This is a genomic window from Aeromicrobium tamlense, from assembly GCF_013408555.1.
In the GTDB taxonomy this organism is placed as follows: domain Bacteria; phylum Actinomycetota; class Actinomycetes; order Propionibacteriales; family Nocardioidaceae; genus Aeromicrobium; species Aeromicrobium tamlense.
On the sequence record NZ_JACBZN010000001.1, the window covers coordinates 2,880,312 to 2,905,481 of the forward strand.

Below are 25,170 nucleotides of genomic sequence, written 5' to 3' on the forward strand. Positions count from 1 at the left end.
GGGTCAGCGACCTCCCCACAGGCTGGCGACGATGTCCTCGGGCAGGCGGACGCCGAGCGCGGTGACGAAGAGCAGGTAGCTGGCCAGCGGCGCGACGACGGCGATCGCCAGCGACATGCGCCAGCTCTCGCCGTTGAGGCCCTTGAGCCAGAGCATGAGGAAGGCGAAGCCCGCCAGGATCGAGCCGGTCTGCTCGAACATCAGCGTGAAGACGACGAGCGTCGCGAAGCCCCCGAGCACGCGTGCCGTGGCGCCGAGCTCGAACGTCTCGATCCCGTCGCTCATGTCCATCACGAAGCCGAGCAGCGAGACGACGATGATGCTGACGATCAGCACGCGGGGCCAGTAGCCGGGGCCGGGCTCGGTGAGCGTGCCGACCTCCATCTCACTGGTCTGCAGGTGGAAGACCACCGCGATCGCGATGGCGACCACCAGCGGCACCTTGGAGGCGAGCCAGCCGGTGCCGCGCGTGGTCGCGGGAGGGCTCTCGGGCACCGCGGCCTGCTCTTCGGTCATGTCGGTCATGTCGAGGTCCTGTCAGGTGGAATCGGGAACGGTGGGCCCGGACCGCGCACGGTCCGGACCCACCACGGCTGATCAGCCGAAGAGCTGCTTCAGGACCGGTGTCAGGTCCTTGACCTCGTCGTCGATCTTCTGCTGGAGCTCCTCCGAGCCGATGAACTCGGCGGGGATGTTGAGCTCGCCGGCGGCCTTGCGGGTCGCGGGATCCTCCAGCGCGGCCTCGAGCGAGTCCTCGAGCTTCGTGACGATCTCCTCCGGCGTGTCCTTCGGCGCGATGACGATGAAGGACGAGATGCCGTAGGTCAGCTTGTCGAAGCCCGACTCGGCCAGCGTGGGCGTGTCGCCGAGGTACTCCTTGCGGTCGGGACCCATGACCGCGAGCGGGCGGATCTTGCCGGCCTCGTGCTGGGCGCGGACCTGCTCGTTGTACGACGGGATGATGACGTCGACGTTGTCGCCGAGCAGACCGGTCAGGGCCGGGGCGTCGCCCTGGAACGGCACGAGCTTGAACTCGGTGTCGTACTCGGTGCCCATGCGCAGCAGCTCGACGGCCTGCGGGGTCTGGGCGCCGGCGGCGCCGACGGTGATCTTGCCCGGACGCTTCTTGGCGTCGGCGAGGAGGTCGTCGAACGTCTTGTAGGGCGAGTCCTCCTTGACGAAGAAGACGCCCGGCGACTCGGTGACGACGCCGATCGGGGTGCCGTCGCCGGCCTCGAAGCCGACCTTCTCGATGGTGGGGACGCGGCTGATGGCCGACGCGGTGGTCGTGCCGAGCGTCAGGCCGTCCGGCTTGCTGTTGATGACCTTCGCCGAGCCGACGGCGCCGGAGGCACCCTCGAGGTTCTCCACGACGACCGAGACGCCCAGGTCCTTCTCGAACTGCTTGGCGACGGCGCGACCGGCGAGGTCGGTCGGGCCACCGGCGGCGTACGCGACGACCATGGTGATGTCACCGGCCGGGTAGTCCTCGGCGTCACCGCTGGAGGCCGAGTCGCCGCACGCGGCCATCGACACCGCCAGCACGCCGGCGAGGGCTGCGAAGCTGAGTTTCTTCATCGTGTTTCTCCTGTGATGGGTGGGGGGATCAAGGTGTCGCCGGATGGCGATCAGGGGGTGACGCGCTCGGTGATGAGGGCGTCGAGGGCTGCAGCGCCGTGGCCCTGCGGACGCACGAGGAAGGGGTTGACCTCGATGCTGTCGAAGCGGCTGCGGTGTTCCGCGGCCACGTTCGAGAGGGCGACGAGAGCGCCCGCCAGCGCGTCGACGTCGGCCGGGGCCGCGCCCCGCACGCCGTCGAGCATCGCCGAGCCGCGGATCTCGCGGATCATCTCGTGTGCGGTCTCCAGACCGAACGGGGCGAGTCGGTAGGTGACGTCCTTGAGGACCTCGACGAAGATGCCGCCGAGCCCGAACATGACGACCGGGCCGAACGTGGGGTCGTCGACGACGCCCAGGATCGTCTCGATGCCGTCGGTGATCATCGGCGCGACGAGCACGCCGTCGATGCGGGCGTCGGGCTCGTGGCGGCGGGCCGACTCGAGGATCCGGTCGTGCGCCTCCGCGGCCTCCTCGGGGGTGGCCACGCCGAGGACGACGCCGCCGACCTCGGTCTTGTGCGCGATGTCGGGCGAGACCACCTTGAGCACCACGGGACCGCCGACGCGCTCCTGCGCCGCGGCGGCCGCGGCGGCCGACGACACGACGACCTCGGGGGCCACGGGCACGCCGGCCTCGGCGATGAACGCCTTGGCGGTGACCTCGGTGAAGACCTCGGGCAGCGCGGGGACGGACGCTGCCGGGGCCTGCGTGGCCTCGGCGGCACGCGACTTCTCGAAGCGCTGGCGCCGCAGCGCGTAGTCCGTGACGCGGCCCATGATCTGGACGGCCTTGGTGATGTCGTCGAAGACGGGAATGTCCAGCTCCTCGACGGCGCGCTTGACCTCGGGGGTCGAGAGCGTGGTGGCGAAGATCGGCGCCTCGGGGTGCGCCTCGCGGGCCAGCCTCAGCGCGCGGACGACGAGGTCGGTCCACGGCTCGAGCAGCCCCATGTAGGTCAGGCCCATGACGATGGAGTCGAACGCGCCGTCCTTGAGGCAGGCGTCGACGAACGACGGCAGCAGGTTCTCGTCGTTCATCAGCTGCGCGGTGAGGTCGATCGGGTTGCCGACGCCGGCCGGGGGCCAGATCGCCTTGAGCTCGTCCTGCAGCGCCTGCGACGGCGTGGGCACCTGGAGGCCCTGCTCGGCGGCCTCGTCGGCGGCGATGATGCCGATGCCGCCCGAGCCGGTGAGGATGCCGAGGCGGTCGCCCTGGGGCAGCTTGCCCACCGAGAGGGCGTAGCAGACGTCGAAGAGCTCGGCCATGGAGTCCACGCGGATGACGCCGTACTGATCGAACAGCGCGTCGAAGACCTGGTCGGAGCCGACGAGCGAGGCGGTGTGCGAGGCGGCGGCGGTGGCGCCGACCTCGGAGCGGCCGACCTTGAGGACGACGACCGGCTTGCCGTTCTCCTGCGCGACCGCGAGGGCCTGGCGCAGCCGCTCGCCGTCGCGGCAGCCCTCGAGGTAGGCGGCGATGATCTCGACGGAGTCGTCGGCGGCCAGGTGCGCGAGCACGTCGGCCAGCTGGATGTCGGCCTCGTTGCCGGTGGACAGCCACGGGTCGAAGTTCAGACCCGTCTGCTTGCCGTTGACGACCCACTCGCTGGCGATCGCGCCGCTCTGGCTGACGAGTGCGACCTTGGCCAGCGGCTCGACGGCGAACGGCACGCCCACCGAGGCGGCGAAGGTGCCGACGGCACCGTTGGCCGCGTTCATGCTGCCGATGCAGTTCGGGCCGAGGACGCGCATGCCGTAACGGCCGGCGATCTCGAGCACCTGGCCCTGCAGGGCGAGACCCTCGGCGCCCATCTCGGCGAAGCCGGCGCTGAAGATCGTGACGACCTTGACGCCCTGCTTGCCGCAGGACTCCACCGAACTGAGGACGTGCTTGGCGGGGAGGGCGATCACGGCGAGGTCGACGACGCCGTCGACGTCCTCGATCGAGGCGTAGGCCTTGACGCCCTGCACCTCGTCGGACTTCGGGTTGATCGGGTAGATGCCGCCCGTGTACCCGGACTCCTTGATGAAGCGCAGCGGACGGCCGCCGATCTTCGTCGGGTCGGACGAGGCGCCCAGGATCGCCACGCCGCGCGGGTCGAACAGCGCGTCGAGGCCGCGGGTATTGGCGGCCGTGGCGGGAGCTTCGGCAACAGGATGGGGCACGGGGGACGTCCTTCCGTCACGTCTCGGGGTGTGGCTTGGACCACACGTTCCGCATTCAACCATGAATGCGTAATGACATGCAAGAATGTATATCCTTGACTCCTGGAAGGTGTCCCGAACCCATGTATACGCTTCGGAATGCACTGACCACCGACCGACCCACCTGCTGAGAGGCCGTTCCGATGGCGAAGACCACCCCGACCGCGACGGGAGTGCAGCGCTGCCTGACCGAGATCCGGCAGATGATCATCTCCGGCACTCTCCTGCCCGGACAGAAGGTGCACCAGGGCGAGATCGCGGCGCAGCTCAACGTCAGCCGCATCCCCGTGCGCGAGGCGCTGTCGACCCTGCAGGCCGAGGGCGTCCTGGACTACAAGCCCAACACGGGCTTCACCGTCGCGCGGTTCAGCGGCGAGGACCTCGCCGAGATCTACCTGATGCGTCGCCTGCTGGAGACCGAGGTCGTCCGCACGGTCGACCTCGCGGCCGTCGACGTCGACGAGCTCAAGCGGCTCAACGACCACCTCAAGACTCTCAGCGCGAACACCGACCCCGACGAGTGGCAGTCGACGAACTTCGACTTCCACTTCCTCATCTTCGAGCCGAGCCCGCTCAAGCTGGTCCGCGAGGAGATCCGCCGGCTCTGGTACATGTCGAGCTTCTACCGCTCCCTCTACATCCAGCAGGCCGACTCGCGCCTGCGCGTGCACGAGGACCACGACAAGATCATCGAGGCGGTCAAGGCGCGCGACAACGAGGCGCTCATCAAGCTCTCCGACGAGCACCGCGGCAGCACCGAGCACCTGCTCACGCAGCGGCTCGGCTGGTCGCGTCCTCGCTGACCCCTCAGTCGCGGGTCAGCCGGCGCAGCACCACCGGCAGCGACGCGACCGCGACGGCGCCGACGATCACGGCCATCATCACCATCGCCCAATCGGAGCCGAGGGTGTCCGCGACGATGCCGTTGAGCACCGACGCGAGCGGGCGCGAGCCCATGAACGCGATGACCCACAGCGACATCACACGACCGCGCATGTGCGTGGGGACGACGTGGTGCAGCATCGCCGTGCAGCCGGAGAACGCCACGGTGAAGCCGATGCCGGCGAGGAAGAACGCCACGCAGACCGCCGTCGGCGAGTCGAGGAACGGCACGGCGAGCGAGCCCAGCGCGAGACCGGTGAGGCCGATGGCGGGGGCGCGCTGCACCCGCAGGCCGCCGTTGAAGAAGGTGGAGACGCCGCTGCCGATGAGCGCGCCGACGCCGAACGCCGACCCGATGTAGCCGACGAACGCCTCAGGGGCGTCGAGGTCGTGGGCGATCGCGGGCGCCAAGGTCACCACGGGATCGGCGCCGAGGCCGACCGCGGTGACGCCGAGCAGCAGCATCGCGACCACGGGGTTGCGGCGGATGTAGCCCAGGCCGGCGCGGAAGCTGCCGCCCTCGCTCGTCGCGGCGATGGGCTTGTCGCCGCGCGCGATGAGGACCGAGATGACGCCGAAGACCACGTGGCCGCTGGCGGCCACGCCCAGGGCGGCCGCCGGTCCGAACGCCGCCGCCAGGAGCGCGCCGATTGCCGGGCCCGCGGCGCGGCCGAACATCGTCGGGACGGAGTCGATCGCGACCGCGCGGCCCACCTCGTTCGGGTGGACGAGGTCGGACACCATCGCCTGCATGGCCGGGCCGCTCACGGCGAAGCCGATGCCCGCGATCAGCGAGAAGATCAGGACGCCCGCGATCCCGGTGCCCTCGACGCCCCTGAGCCACAGCCAGAGACCGAGGCCTCCGGTGCCGGCGATGCAGAACAGGCGACCGTAGGCCACGAGGCGGCCTCGGCTCGAGCGGTCGGACAGCGGTCCGATCACCGGGGCCAGGACGACCTGCGGGATGAAGTGGACGACGCTGACCGCGGCCACCCACACCGCCGAGTGGGTGAACTGCCAGGCCAGCACCGCCGTGACGACGTGGTGGATCCACACGCCCGTGAACGCCAGGCCCTTGCCCAGAACGAACGGGCCGAACCGGCGGTCGGCCAGCAGCTGCCAGGTCGAGCGGGGGGCCGCGGGGGTGCCCACGCTCAGAAGTAGACGCGGGTGATGTTCTCGGCGATGCAGGCCGGGCGGTCCTCGCCCTCGCGCTCGATCGTGGCGGCCCAGGTCAGCTGGAGCCCGCCGCCCTTGACCTCCTCGGCGTTCGCCAGCGTGAGGCGGCCGCGCAGGCGCGAGCCCACGGGGACGGGCGAGGTGAAGCGGACCTTGTTGAGGCCGTAGTTGACCGCGTGCTTGCGGTTCTCGACGCGGTAGACCTCGAGCATGAACGGAACCATGAGGCTGAGCGTCAGGTAGCCGTGCGCGATCGTCGTGCCGAACGGGCCCTCGGCCGCGGCCTCGGGATCGGTGTGGATCCACTGGTGGTCGCCGGTCGCGTCGGCGAAGAGGTTCACGCGCTCCTGCGTGATCTCGAGCCACTCGCTGACGCCGATCTCCTCACCGACCGCTGCCTGGAGCTCCTCGGGACCTGAGAACACGCGCATTGACTCGACCTCCATCTGATACTTTTTTGTATACATCGGACCATAGCAGACGAAACGGGGTTCACGGTGCGCGCGACCGTCCTGACAGCACCCGGCCGGGTGGGCCTCGAGCAGCGTCCCGACCCCGTCGTCCTCGAGCCCACCGACGCCGTCGTCGAGGTCGTCGCGGCCGCCGTGTGCGGCTCGGACCTCTGGTGGTTCCGCGGCGACAACTCCTTCGACGAGCCTCGCCGCATGGGCCACGAGTTCGTCGGGCGGGTCGTGTCCGCCGGATCCGCCGTGGCGCTGGTGCCGGGCGACTTCGTGCTCTCGGCGTTCACGTTCGGCGACAACACGTGCTCGGCGTGCCGCGAGGGGTTCACCTCGAACTGCGCGCACGGCGGGTACTGGGGTGCTTTCGACGACGCGGGCCGGCCTCTCGACGGGGGCCAGAGCGAGCTCGTGCGGGTGCCGCTCGCCGACGGGACGCTCGTGCGCGTGGACGCTCCGGTGACCGAGGAGCTGCTCCCCCACCTGCTGGCGCTCACCGACGTGATGGCGACCGGTGTGCACGCGGCGCGATGTGCGGGTGTCGTACCCGGCGCCGACGCGGTCGTGATCGGCGACGGGGCAGTGGGCCTGTGCGCGGTCGCCGCCTGCCGTCGCGAGGGCGCGCGGCACGTGACGATCCTGTCGCGGAACCCCGACCGCCAGCGCCTCGCGCGGCTGCTCGGCGCGGACGAGGTGATCGAGGTCCGCGGCGAGGAGGCCGTGCGGCAGCTGCGCTCGCGCGACGGCGGACCGGCGCACGTCCTCGAGTGCGTCGGCACGTCCGAGAGCCTCGCGACCGCGATCGACGCCGCCCGCGTCGGCGGCCAGATCGGCATGGTCGGCATCCCGCACGGCGACGACTTCCACCCGCGCCAGCTGTTCGCGAAGAATCTCGGCCTGCGCGCCGGCGGCGCCCCGGCCCGCGCCCTGCTGGACGAGCTCCTGCCCGAGGTCCTCGCCGGCACCCTGCGCCCGGGCGTGGTCTTCGACCGGCAGTACGACCTCGCCGACGTCGCGCAGGCCTACGCCGACATGGCCAACCGCCGCACCACGAAGGCCCTCCTGCGCGTCTCGCCCCTCGACTGAACGAGGTTTCCTGTCACTTCACGGGGTTTGCGAACCCCGTTAAGTGACAGTTTCCCCGGTTAACCGGGGAAACCGTCAGCGGTCGGCGAGCGGCTTGGGGTCGTTGCCGGGGAGGCCGGCGAAGGCCTGGACGATGTCGAGCCAGTGGTCGGCGGCGGGGCCGGTGGCGGTGACGTCGACGTCGGAGCGGTGGCGGCGGCGCGTGGCGAGCAGCGCGAAGTCCCAGCCGTCACCGATGACGCGCTCGGCGGCGTCCTCGGGACCCCACGTCCACAGCTCGCCCGACGGGGCGGTCAGCTCGACGCGCACCTCGACGGCAGGCACCTCCTCGCCACGCACCTGGTGCGTGAACCCGAAGGTGCGCACGCCGATGTGGCACACGTGCTTGGCGCGGTCGGTGCGCGGCACCGAGATGTCGAGCGCCTCGGCGACGTCGTGCCCGTGCGCCCAGGTCTCCATCAAGCGGGCGGTCGCCATCGACACGGGGCTCATCGGCGGACCGAACCACGGGATCCTGTTGCCCTCGGGCACGGACTGGAGCGCCTCCACGAGGTTCGTGCGACCTTGGCGCCACGCCGGCAGCAGCGACTCGGGCGGCTCCTGCGCGAGCTCGTCGGTCGCCTCGTCGACGTAGCCCTCGGGGTTCTCCAGCGCCGCCACGATCAGCGCGTCGAACGCCTCCTTGTCGCTGATGGCGTACGTGGAGGTGACGTCGGTCCAGTGCAGGTGCGCGACCTGGTGGGCGACGGTCCAGCCCTCCGGGGTCGTGACCGTGCCCCACTGGTCGGGGGTCAGTCCGGCGACCCAGCCGTCCAGCTGGGCCGACTCGGCGGCGAGGTCGTCGAGGACGGCGTCCAGCTTGTTCATCGTTCCAGCTCCCGGTCGAGGGTGTCGGCCCAGGCGTCGAGGATCGAGGCCCGGCGTGCGGAGTCGTCGGTGAGGGTGGCCGCGAGGCCGAGGCCGCGCAGCAGGTCGAGGGTGGCCTGCACGAGCTGGCGGTTGCGTCCGCGCGACTCGTCCACCTCGAGGAGGGTCACGGCGTGGGCGTGGATCTCGCGGCCCACGCGGCGCTCGAACGGGGCGACCTTGGCCAGCAGGTCGGAGTCGGTGCGCGCCGCCACCCAGAGCTCCAGCGCGGCGAGGAAGACCGGCGACGTGTACTGGCTCACGAGCAGGTCCAGCACCGCGCGCGTGCGGCCCTCCTCGGGCAGGGCGTCGATGTCGACCGCGAGCTCCTCGCGGCGACGCTCGGCGAGGTACTCCACGGCCGCGACCACCAGGTCCTGCTTGCTGGGGAAGTGGTGCAGCTGAGCGCCGCGGCTGACGCCCGCGCGCTGGCTGACCACGGTGGTGGAGGTTCCGGCCCAGCCGACCTCCACGAGCGAGTCGATCGTGGCCTCGAGGAGGCGCTGCCGCATGAGCCGCGTGCGCTCGGGCTGGGGCGTCCTCGTCGGGCTCTCGGTCACCGGCCCAGCATGCTGGACCGTGCATTTACAGTCAAGCCTGTTGGTTTTTGCGGACCCGAGCGAACCGCTCACCTAGTCACTTGTGACGGTTGTGAAGCAAAAGCCCGTGTGTGACGGACGTGAAACCTAGTGTCGCTCACGCGGGGTGGAGCGCTCCGTGTCCCCATGCGAGAGCGAACCCCATGTATCGACGCGTCACCTCCATCGCGACCAGCGCGGCCGTCGGCCTCGCCGCCGCGGTGGCCCTCCTCCCCGCCACGGCCCACGCGGCCCCCGAGACCTACAGCGGCCGACTGCAGCTCATCTCCGGCGACACGATCGTCGGCTGTGCGGGCGCGTACGACGGGCAGGGTGTCGCCGGTGCCGCAGCGGTCTCCACCGACCCGGAGTCGGCCCACCGCTTCTCCATTCCCGCCGGGACGCAGCAGGATCTCTCCCTGCAGGACGGCTCCCAGGTGCTGGGAGTCGACGACAACTACTCCGCGGCTCCGATGGGCGGCCGGTACGAGTGGGCGTTCGGTGTGCTGGGTGCTCCCGTAGCCGCCGGCTCGCCCTCGGTGAACCGCCGGCAGACCGCGGTCTGGTCGATCGACCCCGCGACGAAGACTCTCTCCACCGTCTACGTCCGCCCCGACAGCACCGTCGTGCCACTGACGCACTTCCTGTACGGGGAGTTCCGCGGCCACTTCCTGATGACCCCCGACCTCGCCCTTGCGGCGAACGGCATGCGGCCGTCGGTGCCCACCGCGCTGACGCTGCGCCTCGGCGAGGCATGCTCGGGCCCGGTCACGCCGCCGGACGTCGAGCAGACGATCACCTTCACGTCCACCGCGCCGGAGACCGTGCGCCCCGGTGACACGTACGAGGTCACCGCCACGGGCGGCGAGTCCGGCAACCCCGTGACCTTCTCGTCCTCGACGCGGGACGAGTGCACGATCGAGGGCTCGACGGTGACGTTCCACCGCGCCGGCACCTGCACGATCGTCGCCGACCAGGCTGCCGCCACGGGCTTCCTCGCGGCCGACCCGGTCTCGCAGGACGTCCGGGTCGACGCCTTCGAGACCTCGCTCGACCTCTCGTTCGAGCCGGCGAACCCGGTGACCGGCCAGGGCACGACGGCCACCGCGCAGCTGGGCACCGAGGGCACCCTCGGCGACGCCGGCGGCGTCGTCCAGTTCCGTGTGGACGGCGACGTCGTCGACCACGTCGCCTACGACGAGGCCGGCCGCGCGTCCACGGCGCTCGATCTCGGCGTCGGCACGCACCAGGTCGACGCGACCTGGTGGCCCGAGGCGAACCACCAGTACGACGACAGCAGCGACAGCGACACCGTCACCGTCTCGGTCGCCGGCACGACCACGAAGGTCGCGGTGAAGCCGCGCGAGCTGTCCGCCACGGTCGCCCCCGTCGCTCCCGGCGCCGGCACGCCCACCGGCGACGTCACGTTCTTCGTCGACGGCAAGAAGGTCGGCACCGCCGCCCTCGACCACGGCACCGCGAAGCTCGCGCACAGCGTCCCGACCGACGGCACGCACGCCGTCTCGGCCGCGTACGCCGGCAGCACCGAGTTCACCGCCTCGTCGGGCTCGACCTCGCGCAGCAACCCCGCGCTCACGGCTCGCGTCATCTCGTCGCAGAAGTCGCGCGGCGGCTGGTACCGCCACCCGGTCACGATCTCGTTCGGCTGCGACGCCAAGGGCGCCGAGCTGACCACCGCGTGCCCGAAGCCGGTCAAGGTCTCGCGTCAGGGCTCCAGCACCGTCACCCGCACGATCCACACGGCCGACGGCGGCATCGCCACCGTCACCGCCGCGGTGAAGATCGACCGCAGCAAGCCCCGCGTCGGCATCCGCGGCGTGAAGTCCGGTCGCAGCTACTTCGACGCACCGAAGCCGACCTGCTCGGCGAAGGACTCGCTCTCGGGCGTGAAGACCTGCAAGGTCACCACGAAGCGCAGCGGCAGCCGGGTCGTCGTCACCGCCAACGCCACCGACGTCGCGGGCAACGTCCGCACGAAGCGCGCCGCGTACCGCCTCGCGGGCTACAAGATCGAGGGCGCGAAGCTGAAGAACGGCGTCTACCAGGTCCGCCACGGCGAGACCTACACGATCGTCGTCCGCGGCTCGAAGGCCCGCTACGTCTACGCGACGCCGGCGCCCGGCATGCCGCACCGCGGCTCGGTCCCGTTCAAGAAGGCCGGGAAGGACCGCTGGGCCCTCGGCGTGAAGATGTCGATGACGACGAGCCGTACCCGCTCGTGGAACCTCGGCTACACGCAGAACGGCAAGCTGCACGTGATCAAGGTGAAGGTCGTCGGCTGACCGCCACTCACTGACGGAGGTTTCCTGTCACTTAGCGAGGTTCGCGAACCTCGCTAAGTGGCGGTTTCCCCGCTTAACCGGGGAAACCGTCAGGCCATCTCGCCCTCGAGGGTCTCGGGCTGGGCGTCGAGGTCCTCGACCTCGACGGCCGGGGGCTCGCCGATGTGCGTGAGGGCGAACTCGGCGGCGAGCTCGATCGCGAGGTCGGCGTCGGGCAGGTGCCCGGCCATGATCGGGAAGGCGTGGAGCTGTCCGCGCCACAGGTGCACGTCGACCTCGACGCCCTTGTCGTCGAGCAGCAGCGCGAGCGCCTCGACCTCGGGACGCAGGAACTCGTCCTCCACGGCCACCAGCTGCGTGGGCGAGTGGATGTAGGCGCTCGCGTGGAGCGGGTCGGCGAAGCCCTCGATCGGGGCGCCGTCCTCGGGGAGCCACAGCCGGCGCAGCGCCGCGACGCGCGCGATCGGCAGCACGGCCTCGCGCACCTTGTCGACGCGCATGACGTTCTTGTCCTGGCGGTCGGGCTCGAGGCTGAGCAGCGGCGAGAACGCGATGAGCGCGGCCGGTGCGGGCAGGCCCCGGCGCGTGGCCAGCTCGGCGACCTTCATCGTCAGGTAGCCGCCGGCGGAGTCGCCCGCGACGACCACCTTCGAGGCGTCGGGCGCCCGGTCGAGCACGCCGGCGTAGGCGGCGATCGCGTCCTGCACCGACTCGGCGATCCCGGCATCGGGCAGTTGGCGGTAGTCGATCGCGTAGATCGTGCCGCCGGTGGCCCGCACGATCTCCTCGAGCATCGAGCGGTAGGAGTGGACGCTGCCGGTGAAGAAGCCGCCTCCGTGCAGGTAGAGCAGGTGCAGTCCCGTGGTGGGCCCGTCGCCGGGCGTCATCACCTCGCCCGGGACGCCGCCGATCTCGCACACCTCGACGGCGATGTCCTCGGACGCGCCGCGGTTCACGACCTCGGAGAACCGCTGGATGCGTCGGATGGTGCGGACGTCGACCGGAGCCATCCTCAGCAGGGGCTTCACGGTCATCCGCGCGCCGCGCCCGACCATGCGGGCCAGGGGCGTGGGGCTGTCGTGCAGGACCGCCGCGGTGTGCACCGCCCGCATCGGGCGGCGGCGCCCGCGTCCGGATCGGGAGCCGGCCTGCGTGTCCACGTCCCGAGTTTAACGACCGGGTGGACATCCGCGTGCCGATCGCAGATCCTCGGCTCCGATAGCCTGTCACCGTGGTGACGCTCGAGGAACTGCAGGTCCGCACCCTCGGCGAGTGCACGTACGACTCGCCGCTGGCCGACTACGTCGCGGCCCGGAGCACGAACGCCTACTACGTCGCCGAGACCGACCGGGTCCTCATCGACGACACGATCTCGCTGCTGCAGGCCCGCGGCGGCATCCCACTCGACGAGGTCCCCTCGTTCGAGCCCGGCGGTCCGCGCCGCAAGCTCTTCTTCGACCCGAAGAAGACGAAGGTCGGCATCGTGACGTGCGGCGGCCTGTGCCCCGGCCTCAACGACGTCATCCGCGCCATCGTGCTGGAGCTGTTCGAGCACTACGGCGTCACCGACATCACCGGGTTCAAGAACGGCTACGCGGGCCTCGTTCCCGGCAAGTCGCCCGACCCGATCACCCTGACCCCCTCGTTCGTCGAGACGATCACCGACCGCGGCGGCACGGTGCTGGGCTCCTCCCGAGGCGGCCAGAGCGTCCCCCAGATCGTCGACAATCTCGTGCACCGCGAGATCGACATCCTCTTCGTCATCGGAGGCGACGGCTCGATGCGTGGCGCGCACGCCATCGCCGAGGAGGCGCTGGAGCGCAACCTGCCGATCGCGGTGGTCGGCGTGCCGAAGACGATCGACAACGACATCCCGCTCATCGGCACGAGCTTCGGCTTCCAGACCGCCTACGCGAAGGCGGCCGAGTCGATCAAGGGCGCGCGCGTCGAGGTCGAGGCGGCCATCGGCGGCGTCGGCGTCGTCAAGGTCATGGGCCGCGCCGCCGGCTTCATCGCCTGCTACGCCGCGCTGGCAAACCACGACGCCGACTTCGTGCTGATCCCCGAGGTGCCGTTCAACCTCCAGGGCGAGAACGGCCTGCTCGCCACGCTGCGCAAGCGCGTGAAGGAGCGCGGCAGCGCCGTGATCGTGCTGGCCGAGGGCGCCGGGCAGGACCTGATCCCCGCCAGCCGCCGCACCGACGCGAGCGGCAACACCGTGCTCGGCGACTTCGCCGGCTTCCTGCGCGCCCAGATCGCGCGCGACTTCAAGGACCACGACGAGCCGCTGACCCTGCGCTACTTCGACCCCGGCTACATGATCCGCTCGGTGCCGGCCGACCCCGCCGACTCGGTCTACTGCACGCGCCTCGCGCAGGCCGCCGTGCACGCGGCGATGGCCGGCCGCACCGACATGGTGATCGGGCGTCCGCGCCACCGGTTCGCGCACGTGCCGATCTCGGTGGTCGTGAAGAACACGCAGAACGTGAACCCCGACGGCGACCTGTGGCTCTCGGTGCTCGAGTCCACCGCGCAGCCGTTCGACATGTCCTGAGACCCGCTCTCGCATGGTGAGACTCCCGGAAGGACCCGCCGAACGGTGACAGGCTCGGGCTGACACCCGACGTCGAAGGAGCATCCATGAGCGAGCACTGGTCGTTCGAGACCAAGCAGATCCACGCCGGCCAGACGCCCGACCCCGCCACGGGTGCGCGCGCACTGCCGATCTACCAGACCACCTCGTACCAGTTCCGCGACACGCAGCACGCCGCCGACCTGTTCGGCCTCGCGGAGCCCGGCAACATCTACACCCGCATCATGAACCCGACGCAGGACGTCGTCGAGCAGCGCCTCGCGGCCCTCGAGGGCGGCGTCGGCGCGCTGCTCGTGGCCTCGGGCCAGGCCGCCACCACCGGCGCGCTCACCAACGTGGCCGAGGCCGGCGACCACATCGTCGCGTCCGCCAGCCTCTACGGCGGCACCGACTCGCTGCTGCGCCACACGTTCCCGAAGCTCGGCATCGAGGTCAGCTTCGTCGAGGACAACAACAACCCCGAGGCCTGGCGCGCGGCCGCCCGCGAGAACACGAAGGCGTTCTTCGGCGAGACCATCGGCAACCCCAAGGGCGACATCCTCGACCTCGAGGCCATCAGCGCCGTCGCGAAGGAGGTCGGCGTCCCGTTCATCGTCGACAACACCGTCGCCACGCCGTACCTGCTGAACCCGCTCAAGCACGGCGCCGACACGGTGATCCACTCGGCCACGAAGTACATCGGCGGCCACGGCACCGCGATCGCCGGCGTCGTCATCGACGGCGGCACGTTCGACTACGCCGCCCACGGCGACAAGTACCCGGGCTTCAACACGCCCGACGCGAGCTACCACGGTCTCGTCTTCACCGAGGCCCTCGGCCCGGCGGCGTTCATCGCCAAGCTGCGCGTGCAGTACCTGCGCAACGTCGGCCCGGCCGTCTCGCCGTTCAACGCCTTCCTCATCGCCCAGGGCATCGAGACCCTGAGCCTGCGCGTGGAGCGCCACATCGAGAACACCCGCAAGGTGGCCGAGTGGCTCCAGGCGCGCGAGGACGTCGCGAAGGTCACCTGGGCCTCGCTCGACGGCAACCCCTACAAGGAGCTCGCCGACAAGTACACGCCCCGTGGCTCCGGCGCGGTGCTGACGTTCGAGCTGCCCGGCGGCGTCGACGCCGGCCGTCGCTTCATCGACGCCCTCGAGCTGTTCAGCCACGTGGCCAACATCGGCGACGTGCGCTCGCTGGCCATCCACCCGGCCAGCACCACGCACTCGCAGGGCACGCCCGAGGAGCACGCCGCCACCGGCGTCACCCCCGGCCTGGTCCGCCTGGCCGTCGGCCTCGAGGGCATCGACGACATCCTCGCCGACCTGGACGCCGGGTTCCGAGCAGCCAAGTGACCACGATCCAGCCGCTGGGAGACCTCACCCTCGAAGGGGGTGAGGTCCTCCCGCGTCTGGAGGTCGCGTACGACACGTGGGGCGAGTTCACCGGCGACAACGCGGTCCTCGTCCTCCACGCCCTCACCGGCGACTCGATCGTCGCCGGACCCGACGGGTGGTGGAACCAGGTCGTCGGCCCCGGACTCGGCATCGACACCGACCGCTTCTTCGTCGTGGCCGCCAACATCCTCGGCGGCTGCAAGGGCACCACGGGTCCGGCCTCGCCCGGACCCGACGGACGCGTGTGGGGCAACCGGTTCCCCGCGATCACCGTCCGCGACCAGGTCGCGGCCGAGCTGATGCTCACCGAGCACCTCGGCATCGACCGCTGGCACGCGGTGATCGGCGGGTCCGCCGGCGGCATGCGCGCGGTCGAGTGGGCGGTCACGCACCCCGAGCGCGTCGAGCGGCTGTTCCTGCTCGCCTCGTCGGCCTACGCCTCGGCCGAGCAGATCGCCTGGACCTCGACGCAGGCGGACATCATCCGGGCCGCCGGGCCCGAGGCCGGCCTCGAGCTGGCCCGCCGCATCGCGCACACGACCTACCGCAGCGAGGCCGAGCTGGCCGAGCGGTTCGGTCGCGAGGTCCAGCCCGACGGGCGGTTCGCGGTGCAGTCCTACCTGCAGCACCACGGCGACAAGCTGGTGAAGCGCTTCGACGCGTGGTCGTACATCGTGCTCGGCGATGCGATGAACAGCCACGACGTGGGCCGCGGCCGCGGCGGTCTCGAGTCCGCGCTCGGCCGGGTCACGGCGCGCACGGTCGTCGCCGCGATCGACTCCGACCGGCTCTACCCGCCGTACCAGCAGCAGGAGCTGGCCGACCTCATCCCCACCGCCGAGCCGCTCGCCGTGGTGCACTCGCCGCACGGCCATGACGGCTTCCTCATCGAGCACGAGCAAGTGGGCGCGCTCGCCCGCGCCCTGCTCGAGCACTGACCGTCCGGTCGCGGGGAGCCGCGGGTCGTGGTGTCGTGGGATCGAGAGGAGATCCCATGGCACCGAAGAAGAAGACCCCGTCGAGCATCAAGAACCCCGACCTCTACGAGGAGCTGCGCGACGACGGCGCCTCGAAGTCGAAGGCGGCGCGCATCTCGAACGCCGCGGCCCGCGACGGCAAGAAGACCGTCGGCAAGCGCGGTGGGTCGTCACCCGCCTACGAGGACTGGACCGTCGCCGACCTGCGCCAGCGCGCCAAGGAGATCGGCCTCAGCGGCTACTCCGGCAAGAGGAAGTCCGAGCTGATCGACATGCTGCGGAACTCCTGAAGGCGTCAGCGGAGCATGATCCAGACGTCGGGGCCGGCGCTCTCGACCTGCTCGACGACGCGGAACCCGAGTCGCTCGTAGAGGCGCACGTTCGCCTCCGATGAGGTCTCCAGCAGGACGCGGGCATCGCCGAGGTCGGCCAGCGCCGCCTCGAGGACCGTCGTGCCCAGTCCGCGGCCCTGCTGCGCCGGGTCGACGCCGACGGTGGCGAGCAGCCAGTCCGCCTCGGGACGCCGTGGACCGATCGCGACCTCGTGTTCGACGAGGCGCTGCCAGCCGTCGCCGTGCAGCGCGACGATCCGCTCCCCGACCTCGGGTGACGGGTCCGGCAGCGAAGTCGGGATGAGCACGGCCACGGCGTCGAGTTCCGGCGTCGTCCAGACGCGTCCGCCGTGCGCGGCCGCGTGGGCGAGGTACACGCCCTGGATCTCGGTCAGCCGCGCGAGCCGCCCGTCACCCGGGAGGGTCCAGCGGGTCCACGGGTAGTCGGCGAAAGCCTCGCCGAGGACGGAGGCGAGGGTCGGCAGATCGGCGCCGGTGGCGAGACGGGTGGACATCGCGCCACCCTACCCACCGCCCCGACGCACTTCTGGAACGCGTCGAACCGTTCGCGAGAGGAGAACGGTTGAGCGCGTTCCAGAAGTGGAGTGGCGTCGGGGCCGTCCCCCCAGTCCGGCCCCGACGCCCCGTGCTCACTGGATCCGGTAGTCCGAGATCCCGTTGGTCAGCGACGGGCTCGGGCCCGGGCTGATGAACTGCTCGTAGCGGGTGTCGTCGTCGACGTACCGCTTGAGCCAGGCGATCGTGTACTTCGCGATCGTCGTGTTGCTGGTGTTCGGGGCGAAGTGGCTGGCGCCACGCAGCTCCAGGTACGCGCGCCGCTCCGCGTTCGTCAGCGAGTTGTAGAACGGGATCGCGTGCGAGCCGGGGGGCGCGACCGTGTCGTTCTGGGCACCGATCTCCAGCGACGCCGCCTCGACCTCGGGCCACGTCTTGTCGAGGTTCCAGGGCGTCAGGCCGACCGTGGCCTCGATCGAGCGCCGGGACTTGGCGGCCTCGAGCGTGCCGCCGCCGCCCATCGAGTGACCGACCACGGCCTGGCGCGAGGCGTCGATGCGCGAGCGCACCGTGGTGTCGGCGATCGTCTGGTCGAGCGCCGCGAGCAGCTGCGTGCCGCGCGAGCCCGGCTGGTCGAGTCGCGTGTTGGTGTCGATCGTGATGACCACGAAGCCCTGCGACGCGATGCGCGGGCCGAGCCACTGGATCGTCGACTGCGCCGCCGTGTAGCCGGGCGAGATCGCCACCACGCCGAACGTGCCGTCGGCCGTGGACGTCGGGTAGTAGATCGTGCCTCCCCCGAAGCCACGCGCGGACAGCGACGAGATCGTCTTGGTGCTCACGGCGTACGGACCGCGGGTCGCCTCGATGCTGCTGTTGGTCGGGGCCGGTCCGCGCTCGTACGGGTTCTCGGCCGCGACGACCGGCTGGATCGCCGTGCCTGCGGTGAGGGCCGCGCCGGCGAACGCCATCGCGATCAGTCTGGACAGTTTCATGCTCGTCTCCTTCGACGGTCTGGATCGAACCGTTGGGACGAGCTCGTCCAAACACATCGGCTTGCCCCCGATGACGGGCCGATCCAAGGTATATGCACAGGTAGTGCACATAGTTGGTGGACCCACCATGCGCGAGGGTCCCCGAGCCTGTCAAGAGGTGGGTGTGATCCAGCCCACATGTCGCTAAGGTGAGTTCACCTTCAGTTACGACGGGAGTCCCCCATGCCCACGATCGACGTCAACGGCACCACGCTCTACTACGAGGACGAGGGGCCGCGCGACGCGCCGGCCCTGCTGATGAGCGCCTCGATGTTCTTCGACGCGCGGATGTTCCAGGCCCAGGCCGACCGGTTCTCCGACCGGTACCGCGTGGTCCGCTACGACCACCGCGGCCAGGGTCGCAGCGCTCGCGCACCGCGGGAGCAGCTCGACTACGACACCCACACGGCCGACGTCGTGGCGCTCATCGAGGCGCTCGACCTCGAGCCCGTCGTGTTCGTCGGCAACTCCATGGGCGGGTTCATCGGCCTGCGGCTGGCCGCCCGCCACGGCGACCTCGTCCGATCGGTCGTCGTCATGGGCACGTCGGCCGACGTCGAGGAGCAGGCCGACCAGATGGACGCGCTGATCGAGGTGCTCGCCGCGCACGGCATGGAGCCGGTGCTCGAGGGCGTCCTGCAGTTCATGATGGGCACCACCACGCTGACCGATCCGTCCCGCGCCGAGGTGCTGAAGGGCGTCCGCGAGCTGCTGCTGAGCCGCGGACCCGAGTACGCCGACGCCGCGTGGAACATCGCGCACCGGCCGGGCGTGCTGGACGAGCTCGGCAAGATCCGGGTGCCGCTCGTCGTGGTCGCCGGCACCGAGGACGCGACCTACCCGCCGGAGAAGTCCGAGCAGATCGTCGCCGGGGTCCCCCATGCCGAGCTGGTCGTCATGGAGAACACCGGGCACGTGCACGCCCTCGAGAACCCCGAGGCCGTCAACGACGTGCTGGAGCGCCACCTCGCGGAGGTCGCCCCCGTCTGAGGGTCACCGCGCGACCCGAGATGTGCTCCTTTTTCGACCATTCAACGGGTCTGAAAGGTGGAGATTGGAGCACATCTCGGGAGGCGGCGGTCAGTTGCTGCGAGCCGGGGGACGCGAGCCGCTGCGGCGGTTGCGGTTCCGGTTGCCCTGCGGGCGGCCGCCCTGGCCACCACGACTCTGGCCGCCACGACTCTGGCCGCCACGACCGCCGCGGGCCGGGGCCGAGCCGCCGCGCGAGCGGTTGTCGGCGGGCAGCTCGGGCGCCTCGGTGCCCGAGGTCGCGAGCGACTCCGCGGTCATCGGCGACGGGGCCGACCCGGCCTGGTGGTGGCGGGCGGTGACGCCGGCCTTGCGCTGCAGGACCATGACGTCCTTGAGCGCGTCGGGGGTGGTCATCGTGACGACCGAGCCCGACTCGCCGGCGCGCGCCGTGCGGCCCGAGCGGTGCAGGTACGCCTTGTGCTCGGCGGGGGCGTCGTAGTGGACGACCAGGCCGATGCCGTCGACGTGGATGCCGCGGGCGGCCACGTCGGTCGCGACGATCACGGTGGCGTCGCCGCGCGTGAACTGCGCGAGGTTGCGCTCGCGGTGACGCTGCGAGAGGTCGCCGTGCATGTCGACGGCCGTGACGCCCTTCTGGGTCAGCTGCTTCGCCAGGCGCGTGGCGCCGCGGCGGGTGCGCGTGAAGACGATGCTGCGCGGGTTGGCGCTCAGCAGCTCGTAGGCCGTGCGGGTCTTCTCGGTCGGCTCGGTGACGAGCACGTGGTGCTCCATCGTCTCGACCTTGTCCTCGACCTGGTCGACCTCGAACAGCGCGTGGTCGGGCAGGTGGCGACGGACGAGCTTGTCGACGTCGCCGTCGAGCGTGGCCGACAGCAGCAGCCGCTGGCTGTGCTTCGGGGTGCGCGAGAGCAGGGCGTCGATCGGCTTGAAGAAGCCGAGGTCGCACAGGTGGTCGGCCTCGTCGAGCACCGTGATCTCGATGCCGTCGAGCGTGAGGCAGCGACGGTCGAGCAGGTCGGTGAGGCGGCCGGGCGTCGCGATGACGAGGTCGATCGAGCCCTTGAGGGTGTTGATCTGCTTGTTGATCGGCACGCCGCCGTAGACGGTGGTGTGCTTGAGACCCATCTTCTGCGCGAGCGGCAGCAGGGCGGTGTGCACCTGGATCGCGAGCTCGCGGGTGGGCAGCAGGATCAGCGCGCGCGGCGCCTTCGGGCGGCTGGTGCCGCCGGCGAGGCGGGCCAGCACGGGCAGGCCGAACGCGAGCGTCTTGCCCGAGCCGGTGCGGGCACGGCCGAGGACGTTGCGGCCCTCGAGGGCGGCCGGGATGACGGCCTGCTGGATGGGGCTGGGGTTGACGATCTCCTGCTGCGCGAGCTTGCGCACGAGGCCGTCGGGGAGGGAGAGGTCGTCGAAGGTGGGCAGCGAAACGCCGCGGTCGATCTGGGTCAAGGGGTCTCAATCAGTGGAGGTGCCCGCTTGCCAGGGGCGCGATTCTCCGCGCAACATCGTCGGGCCGGACGGCGCTCGAACGGCGCGTCCACCTGTCGAGCCTAACAGCCGGACGCCCGCGGACCCCCATCGTGACGACGTGACCCCGGACTCCCCCGACGCAGCAGGGCCCCGGTGGTTCGCACCGGGGCCCTGCGCTCTCGAGTGGGAGGATCACTCGAAGTATCGGCGCGGGTTCTTGACCAGCATCGTGTCCACGTCGTCCTCGCTGACGCCCTTCTCCAGGAGCATCGGGACCACGTCGTCGGGGATGTGACGGAAGTTCCAGTTCGGCTGCATCGCGACCTTGTCCTCGGGCGTGAAGTAGTCGATGTAGCACGAGGCGTCGTGCGCCAGCGTGATCTTGTCGACGAAGCCACGGCGCACCAGCTCGACGATCGTGTCGACGCGCTTCTCAGTGCTGAGGTAGACGTCGAGGCCGAAGCGGTCCATGCCCAGCAGCGAGCCGTTCTCGGCCAGCTCGGTCAGGTAGTCGACGTCGTCGGAGTCGCCGGAGTGACCGAGCACGATCTTCTCCGGGGCGACGCCCTCCTCGCCGAGGACCTTCTGGGCCACGAGGCCCGAGCGGGTGTGCGGGTTGGTGTGCACGGTGACGGGCGCACCGGTCTGCGAGCTGGTCTGGCCGACGGCACGCATGACGCGCTCGACGCCCGGCGTCAGGCCCGGCTCCTCGATGACGCACTTCAGGAACGCGGCCTTCACGCCGGTGTCGAGAATGCCCTCGGTGATGTCCTTGACGAACATCTCCACGAGCGGCTCGGGCTGGTCGAACAGCAGGCCCGGGCCGCGGTGCTCGAACTGGTGCGGCAGGTCGTTGTACGTGTAGAGGCCGGTGGCCACGACGATGTTGAGGTCCGTCTGCGCGGCGACCTTCTGGATGCGGGGGATGTACCGGCCGAGCCCGAGGACGGTCGGGTCGAAGATCGTGTCGATCCCGGCGGCCTTGAGGTCGTTGAGGTCGCGGACGGCGTCGGCGACCTTCTGGTCCTCGTCCCACTCGCCGTCGTAGTTGATGCGGAACTCCTCGCCGAGGACGAAGACGTGCTCGTGAACGAGGGTTCGACCCAGCTCGCTGCTGTCGATCGGGCCCTTGACGGTCTGCACGGTGGCCATGGCACTCCTTGGATGCTCAGTTGATGTGGCTTGTGTCACACCCTTAGGATCACAGTACTGAATTTGAGATCGGATTCAACTGCCTTTCGAGAGGATTTTTCGTGACCCACACGAAGCGCATCACCCTGGCCCAGCGACCGACCGGTCTGCCGGACGACTCCACGTGGTCGGCCGAGGAGGTCGACCTGCCGGCGCCCGGCGACGGCGAGCTCCTCGTCAAGGTCGACCACATCTCGCTCGACCCCGCCATGCGCGGCTGGCTGAACGACGTGCGCTCGTACCTGCCGCCCGTGCAGATCGGCGAGGTCATGCGCGCCGCCGGCACGGGAACGGTCGTCGAGTCGAACCACCCCGACTTCGCCGTGGGCGACGCGGTCACCGGCACGCTTGGCGTGACGGAGTACGCCATCTCGAACGGCGAGGGCCTGCAGAAGATCGACACGTCGGTCGCCGGACCGGCCACGTGGCTGGGCGCGCTCGGCATGCCGGGCCTCACGGCCTACCACGGCCTGCACGAGGTCGGTGAGATGAAGGAGGGCGACATCGTCGTCATCTCCGCCGCCGCGGGCGCGGTGGGCAGCGTCGCGGGCCAGCTGGCCAAGGCCAAGGGCTGCACGGTCATCGGCATCGCCGGTGGCGCCGAGAAGTGCGCCTGGCTCAAGGAGATCGGCTTCGACGAGGCGATCGACTACAAGAACGAGAACGTCCTGAAGCGCCTGCGCGAGGTCGCCCCGAAGGGCATCGACATCTACTTCGACAACGTCGGCGGTGACATCCTCGACGCCGCGCTGGCGAACCTGCGCCACGGCGCCCGCGTCATCATCTGCGGCGCCGTCTCGACGTACAACGACGAGAAGCTGGCTCCGGGCCCGAAGCGCTACATGTCGCTGCTGGTCTTCCGCGCCAAGATGCAGGGCTTCCTGGTCTTCGACTACCCCGAGAAGGACGCCGCGGCGATCGCCGACATGTCCGACCTCATCGGCTCGGGCAAGCTCGTCGCGCGCGAGACCGTGGCCGAGGGCGGCGTCGAGGACTTCGGCCAGACGCTGCTGGGCCTGTTCGAGGGCCGCAACACCGGCAAGCTGGTGCTGAAGGTCGCCTGACCCCCGCACGAGAACGGCGCCGGAGCGAGATCGCTCCGGCGCCGTTCGTCGTCTCAGGCGTGCGCGGCGAGGAAGTCGAGCACCTTCGGCTCGACCGTGTCGGGAGCCTCGAGCAGCGGGCTGTGGCCGACCTTCGGCACCATCACGAGCTCGGAGTCCGGCAGGCCGTCGGCCAGCTCGGCCGCCCAGTCCGGCGGCCGCACGGGGCACTCCTCGCCCGAGACCACGAGCGAGGGCACGGCGATCGACGGGAGCAGCGGCGTGGCGTCCTTGCGCCGCATGACCCCGACCATGGCGGGCAGGAGCTCGGCGGGCAGCTCGCTCATGCGCCCGGACCACAGGTCGACGACGTCCTTCTTCTGCGGGTCGGCCAGGGTCGACTGCCCGAGCATGACCTGCTTCAGGAACTCCAGCGTGTCGCCCACGAAGCCGTCCTGCGCGGCGCTCGTCGCGAACGCGACGTACTCCTCGACCTTCTCCGGCGGCTCCGCGCGCACGGACGAGCCGACGAACGCCAGCGCACGGACGAGGTCGGGACGGTAGGCGGCCAGGCGGGCGGCGACGTCGCCGCCCATGGACGAGGCGACGACCAGCGCATCGCTGATCCCGAGCGCGTCGAGCACGGCCGCGGTGTCGCCGGCGGCCTGCTCCATCGTCACCTCGTCGGTCTCGGCGGGGGCGCTCGCGCCCTGCCCGCGGAACTCGGGACGGACGAAGCGGAACCGGCCACGGCCCGCCTCGACGAGGCCGTCGAACATGCGGTGATCGAGGAACAGGGAGTGGAGGCACACCACCGTGGGGAGGTCGTCCTCCCCCGTGTCCTCGACGTGGAACGTGCTGCCTGCTGCGTGGATGGTCGTCATCTGGGGGGATCCTCTCGTGTGACCTGTGTCACGGTCTTGGGTCACACTAACCTGAAACCGAATATGATTTCGACTATGAGTTCCGAGAGCGCCCTGTCCCCCGCCCGCCCCGGCTCGCTGGAGCAGCAGGCCCTCGGCGCCGGACCGGAGGCGCCGCTCGCCGACCTCCTCCGTGGCCGGCGCAGCGTCCGCGGCTACCGGCCCGATCCCGTCCCGGCCGACGTCATCCGCGACGTCCTCGCCGACGCGATCCTCGCGCCGTCGTCGATGAACACCCAGCCGTGGAAGTTCCACGTCCTCTCGGGCGAGGTCCTCGACCGCATCCGCGAGGAGAACACGCGGCTCATGCTGGCGGGCGCCCCGATCCAGCGCGACGTGACCGTCTCCGAGCGCTACGAGGGCGAGCACCGCGACCGGCAGGTCGACATCGCCAAGCGCCTGTTCGGCGCGATGGGGATCGCCCGCGAGGACCAGGACGCGCGGCTGGACTGGACGATGCGCGGCTTCCGCCAGTTCGACGCGCCGGTGTCGATCGTCATCGCGCACGACCGCAGCCTCGAGGCCGTGAGCCCGATCGCGCACTTCGACCTCGGCGCCGTCGTGCACGCGCTCGTCCTGTCCGCGTGGTCACGCGGGCTCGGCACCGTGATCAACAGCCAGGGCATCATGCAGGGCGCCGCGGTGCGCCGGGAGGCGGGCATCCCCGACGACCACGTCATCTTCACCGCCGTCGCGATGGGCTATCCCGACGAGGACTTCGCCGCCAACCACGTGCGCTCGGCACGCGAGTCGGTCGACGAGGTCGCTCGCTTCGTGGGTTTCGACTGAGCGTGGGATTCGAGTAGGCCTCAGGCGCGCTTGGAGCCGTCCAGCGGGACGCCGAGCGCGTCCATCCAGACCCGCGTCGCCGTGCGGACGATCGCGTCCTCGCTCATGCCCGGCTCCTCCAGGGCGAACACGTGGTACGCCATGCGCCCCAGGATGGGCGAGAGCGCGCGTGCCGTCATGTACGGATCGAGCTCGGGATTGGCGTAGCCGGCGTCCTGGAGCCGCTTGATCCACCGCGCGTTGCGCTCGGCGAACGCCTTGCCGCGCTCGAGGCGCAGCTTGCGGAAGTCCGGGTCGATCGTGGCCACCTGCTCGAGCAGCAGGTTGAGCTTCGCGTTGCGCTTGTACGCCTCGACGTAGGCGCGGTTGCTCGCCTCGAGGATGCCCGCCACGTTGCTCAGGTCGTCGTCGACGCGGGACAGGCCCGGGTGCAGCATGTCGTCGGCGGCCGCCTGCATGACAGCGGTGAAGATCTCCTCCTTGCTGTCGAAGTAGGTGTAGAAGGTGCCGATCGAGCAGTTCGCCCCGGCCGTGATGTCGGCGAGCCGCGAGTTGATGAACCCGTCGCGCTCGAACACCTGGCGGGCGGTGGCCACCAGCGCGGCGCGCGTGCGCACGCCGCGCGCGGTGGTGGGCATCTCGCGGACCCGGGAGGTGTCGACCAGGGTCGGCAGCTCGCGGACGACGTCCTCTGCTTCTGCTTCGCTCATG

Annotated in this window: 24 protein-coding genes; 10 read left to right on the forward strand and 14 right to left on the reverse strand. The window is 70.6% G+C overall.

Going from position 1 to position 25,170, the window contains the following annotated elements:
• Positions 1 to 3: 3 nt before the first annotated feature.
• The 3 genes from BJ975_RS14130 to BJ975_RS14140 all read right to left on the reverse strand — a co-directional run bounded on the left by BJ975_RS14130 (position 4) and on the right by BJ975_RS14140 (position 3,785).
• Positions 4 to 525: a tripartite tricarboxylate transporter TctB family protein gene (locus BJ975_RS14130; protein ID WP_179427040.1), complete on the reverse strand. Its 522-nt coding sequence runs from the start codon at positions 523 to 525 to the stop codon at positions 4 to 6.
• Between the two features lie 72 nt (positions 526 to 597).
• Positions 598 to 1,578, reverse strand: coding sequence for a Bug family tripartite tricarboxylate transporter substrate binding protein (locus BJ975_RS14135; protein ID WP_179427042.1), 981 nt, complete (start codon positions 1,576 to 1,578; stop codon positions 598 to 600).
• A 50-nt stretch (positions 1,579 to 1,628) separates the two neighbouring features.
• The gene (locus BJ975_RS14140; protein ID WP_179427044.1) at positions 1,629 to 3,785 is read right to left on the reverse strand and encodes an acetate--CoA ligase family protein; all 2,157 of its coding nucleotides are present in this window, start codon (positions 3,783 to 3,785) and stop codon (positions 1,629 to 1,631) included.
• A gap of 182 nt (positions 3,786 to 3,967) precedes the next feature.
• On the opposite strand from BJ975_RS14140, the gene BJ975_RS14145 reads away from it, so the two are divergent.
• The gene (locus tag BJ975_RS14145; RefSeq protein WP_179427046.1) at positions 3,968 to 4,627 is read left to right on the forward strand and encodes a GntR family transcriptional regulator; all 660 of its coding nucleotides are present in this window, start codon (positions 3,968 to 3,970) and stop codon (positions 4,625 to 4,627) included.
• 4 nt (positions 4,628 to 4,631) lie between these two features.
• Here the strand turns inward: BJ975_RS14145 and BJ975_RS14150 are convergent, their stop codons facing one another.
• Both BJ975_RS14150 and BJ975_RS14155 read right to left on the reverse strand, forming a co-directional pair.
• Positions 4,632 to 5,858, reverse strand: a complete 1,227-nt coding sequence (locus tag BJ975_RS14150; protein WP_179427048.1) for an MFS transporter — start codon at positions 5,856 to 5,858, stop codon at positions 4,632 to 4,634.
• Between the two features lie 2 nt (positions 5,859 to 5,860).
• Positions 5,861 to 6,331, reverse strand: coding sequence for a MaoC family dehydratase (locus tag BJ975_RS14155; RefSeq protein ID WP_269304689.1), 471 nt, complete (start codon positions 6,329 to 6,331; stop codon positions 5,861 to 5,863).
• A 51-nt stretch (positions 6,332 to 6,382) separates the two neighbouring features.
• Here BJ975_RS14155 and BJ975_RS14160 point away from each other — a divergent pair, with 51 nt between their 5' ends.
• A complete protein-coding gene (locus tag BJ975_RS14160; protein WP_179427050.1) occupies positions 6,383 to 7,432 on the forward strand; it encodes a zinc-binding dehydrogenase in 1,050 nt (349 codons plus the stop codon).
• A 75-nt stretch (positions 7,433 to 7,507) separates the two neighbouring features.
• On the opposite strand, the gene BJ975_RS14165 is transcribed toward BJ975_RS14160, so the two are convergent.
• Positions 7,508 to 8,299, reverse strand: a complete 792-nt coding sequence (locus BJ975_RS14165) for a TIGR03084 family metal-binding protein (protein ID WP_179427052.1) — start codon at positions 8,297 to 8,299, stop codon at positions 7,508 to 7,510.
• Positions 8,296 to 8,898, reverse strand: coding sequence for a TetR/AcrR family transcriptional regulator (locus BJ975_RS14170; protein ID WP_179427054.1), 603 nt, complete (start codon positions 8,896 to 8,898; stop codon positions 8,296 to 8,298). Before BJ975_RS14170 ends, BJ975_RS14165 begins: the two co-directional genes overlap by 4 nt.
• A 182-nt stretch (positions 8,899 to 9,080) precedes the next feature.
• Here BJ975_RS14170 and BJ975_RS14175 point away from each other — a divergent pair, with 182 nt between their 5' ends.
• The gene (locus BJ975_RS14175) at positions 9,081 to 11,219 is read left to right on the forward strand and encodes an Ig-like domain-containing protein (protein ID WP_179427056.1); all 2,139 of its coding nucleotides are present in this window, start codon (positions 9,081 to 9,083) and stop codon (positions 11,217 to 11,219) included.
• Positions 11,220 to 11,308: 89 nt separating this feature from the next.
• Here BJ975_RS14175 and BJ975_RS14180 read toward each other — a convergent pair whose 3' ends face one another.
• A complete protein-coding gene (locus BJ975_RS14180) occupies positions 11,309 to 12,379 on the reverse strand; it encodes an alpha/beta hydrolase (protein WP_179427058.1) in 1,071 nt (356 codons plus the stop codon).
• Between the two features lie 71 nt (positions 12,380 to 12,450).
• On the opposite strand from BJ975_RS14180, the gene BJ975_RS14185 reads away from it, so the two are divergent.
• From BJ975_RS14185 to BJ975_RS14200, 4 genes are all read left to right on the forward strand, one after another.
• A complete protein-coding gene (locus BJ975_RS14185; RefSeq protein WP_179427060.1) occupies positions 12,451 to 13,773 on the forward strand; it encodes an ATP-dependent 6-phosphofructokinase in 1,323 nt (440 codons plus the stop codon).
• Positions 13,774 to 13,859: 86 nt separating this feature from the next.
• On the forward strand, positions 13,860 to 15,149 hold the full coding sequence (locus BJ975_RS14190; RefSeq protein ID WP_179427062.1) for a bifunctional o-acetylhomoserine/o-acetylserine sulfhydrylase: 1,290 nt from the start codon (positions 13,860 to 13,862) through the stop codon (positions 15,147 to 15,149).
• Entirely contained in the window at positions 15,146 to 16,129 is a 984-nt protein-coding gene (gene metX / locus BJ975_RS14195) for a homoserine O-acetyltransferase MetX (protein ID WP_179427064.1), read from the forward strand. Before BJ975_RS14190 ends, metX begins: the two co-directional genes overlap by 4 nt.
• Before the next feature lie 56 nt (positions 16,130 to 16,185).
• Positions 16,186 to 16,458: a DUF7218 family protein gene (locus BJ975_RS14200; RefSeq protein WP_179427066.1), complete on the forward strand. Its 273-nt coding sequence runs from the start codon at positions 16,186 to 16,188 to the stop codon at positions 16,456 to 16,458.
• A gap of 5 nt (positions 16,459 to 16,463) precedes the next feature.
• On the opposite strand, the gene BJ975_RS14205 is transcribed toward BJ975_RS14200, so the two are convergent.
• Together BJ975_RS14205 and BJ975_RS14210 are read right to left on the reverse strand one after the other, a co-directional pair.
• Complete coding sequence (locus tag BJ975_RS14205; RefSeq protein WP_179427068.1) at positions 16,464 to 17,015, reverse strand: GNAT family N-acetyltransferase; 552 nt, start codon at positions 17,013 to 17,015, stop codon at positions 16,464 to 16,466.
• 135 nt (positions 17,016 to 17,150) lie between these two features.
• Positions 17,151 to 18,011: a poly(ethylene terephthalate) hydrolase family protein gene (locus tag BJ975_RS14210; protein WP_179427070.1), complete on the reverse strand. Its 861-nt coding sequence runs from the start codon at positions 18,009 to 18,011 to the stop codon at positions 17,151 to 17,153.
• 222 nt (positions 18,012 to 18,233) lie between these two features.
• Between BJ975_RS14210 and BJ975_RS14215 the strand changes: the two genes are divergently transcribed.
• Positions 18,234 to 19,040: an alpha/beta fold hydrolase gene (locus BJ975_RS14215; RefSeq protein ID WP_179427071.1), complete on the forward strand. Its 807-nt coding sequence runs from the start codon at positions 18,234 to 18,236 to the stop codon at positions 19,038 to 19,040.
• 90 nt (positions 19,041 to 19,130) lie between these two features.
• Here the strand turns inward: BJ975_RS14215 and BJ975_RS14220 are convergent, their stop codons facing one another.
• A complete protein-coding gene (locus tag BJ975_RS14220) occupies positions 19,131 to 20,492 on the reverse strand; it encodes a DEAD/DEAH box helicase (RefSeq protein WP_218845945.1) in 1,362 nt (453 codons plus the stop codon).
• 213 nt (positions 20,493 to 20,705) lie between these two features.
• The gene (locus BJ975_RS14225) at positions 20,706 to 21,665 is read right to left on the reverse strand and encodes a phosphotriesterase family protein (protein WP_179427072.1); all 960 of its coding nucleotides are present in this window, start codon (positions 21,663 to 21,665) and stop codon (positions 20,706 to 20,708) included.
• A 101-nt stretch (positions 21,666 to 21,766) separates the two neighbouring features.
• Between BJ975_RS14225 and BJ975_RS14230 the strand changes: the two genes are divergently transcribed.
• The gene (locus BJ975_RS14230; RefSeq protein ID WP_179427073.1) at positions 21,767 to 22,768 is read left to right on the forward strand and encodes an NADP-dependent oxidoreductase; all 1,002 of its coding nucleotides are present in this window, start codon (positions 21,767 to 21,769) and stop codon (positions 22,766 to 22,768) included.
• A gap of 53 nt (positions 22,769 to 22,821) precedes the next feature.
• On the opposite strand, the gene BJ975_RS14235 is transcribed toward BJ975_RS14230, so the two are convergent.
• The gene (locus tag BJ975_RS14235) at positions 22,822 to 23,631 is read right to left on the reverse strand and encodes an alpha/beta fold hydrolase (RefSeq protein WP_179427074.1); all 810 of its coding nucleotides are present in this window, start codon (positions 23,629 to 23,631) and stop codon (positions 22,822 to 22,824) included.
• A 75-nt stretch (positions 23,632 to 23,706) separates the two neighbouring features.
• On the opposite strand from BJ975_RS14235, the gene BJ975_RS14240 reads away from it, so the two are divergent.
• Entirely contained in the window at positions 23,707 to 24,459 is a 753-nt protein-coding gene (locus BJ975_RS14240) for a nitroreductase (protein WP_179427075.1), read from the forward strand.
• A gap of 20 nt (positions 24,460 to 24,479) precedes the next feature.
• Here the strand turns inward: BJ975_RS14240 and BJ975_RS14245 are convergent, their stop codons facing one another.
• Complete coding sequence (locus tag BJ975_RS14245) at positions 24,480 to 25,169, reverse strand: TetR/AcrR family transcriptional regulator (protein WP_179427076.1); 690 nt, start codon at positions 25,167 to 25,169, stop codon at positions 24,480 to 24,482.
• Position 25,170: the final 1 nt, after the last annotated feature.

Coding starts and splice junctions, on each gene's coding strand:
- BJ975_RS14130 (WP_179427040.1), bottom strand. CDS start 525: ATGACCGACATGACCGAAGAGCAGGCCGCGGTGCCCGAGAGCCCTCCC.
- BJ975_RS14135 (WP_179427042.1), bottom strand. CDS start 1,578: ATGAAGAAACTCAGCTTCGCAGCCCTCGCCGGCGTGCTGGCGGTGTCG.
- BJ975_RS14145 (WP_179427046.1), top strand. CDS start 3,968: ATGGCGAAGACCACCCCGACCGCGACGGGAGTGCAGCGCTGCCTGACC.
- BJ975_RS14155 (WP_269304689.1), bottom strand. CDS start 6,331: ATGGAGGTCGAGTCAATGCGCGTGTTCTCAGGTCCCGAGGAGCTCCAG.
- BJ975_RS14165 (WP_179427052.1), bottom strand. CDS start 8,299: ATGAACAAGCTGGACGCCGTCCTCGACGACCTCGCCGCCGAGTCGGCC.
- BJ975_RS14175 (WP_179427056.1), top strand. CDS start 9,081: ATGTATCGACGCGTCACCTCCATCGCGACCAGCGCGGCCGTCGGCCTC.
- BJ975_RS14190 (WP_179427062.1), top strand. CDS start 13,860: ATGAGCGAGCACTGGTCGTTCGAGACCAAGCAGATCCACGCCGGCCAG.
- BJ975_RS14200 (WP_179427066.1), top strand. CDS start 16,186: ATGGCACCGAAGAAGAAGACCCCGTCGAGCATCAAGAACCCCGACCTC.
- BJ975_RS14205 (WP_179427068.1), bottom strand. CDS start 17,015: ATGTCCACCCGTCTCGCCACCGGCGCCGATCTGCCGACCCTCGCCTCC.
- BJ975_RS14210 (WP_179427070.1), bottom strand. CDS start 18,011: ATGAAACTGTCCAGACTGATCGCGATGGCGTTCGCCGGCGCGGCCCTC.
- BJ975_RS14215 (WP_179427071.1), top strand. CDS start 18,234: ATGCCCACGATCGACGTCAACGGCACCACGCTCTACTACGAGGACGAG.
- BJ975_RS14225 (WP_179427072.1), bottom strand. CDS start 21,665: ATGGCCACCGTGCAGACCGTCAAGGGCCCGATCGACAGCAGCGAGCTG.
- BJ975_RS14235 (WP_179427074.1), bottom strand. CDS start 23,631: ATGACGACCATCCACGCAGCAGGCAGCACGTTCCACGTCGAGGACACG.
- BJ975_RS14240 (WP_179427075.1), top strand. CDS start 23,707: ATGAGTTCCGAGAGCGCCCTGTCCCCCGCCCGCCCCGGCTCGCTGGAG.
- BJ975_RS14245 (WP_179427076.1), bottom strand. CDS start 25,169: ATGAGCGAAGCAGAAGCAGAGGACGTCGTCCGCGAGCTGCCGACCCTG.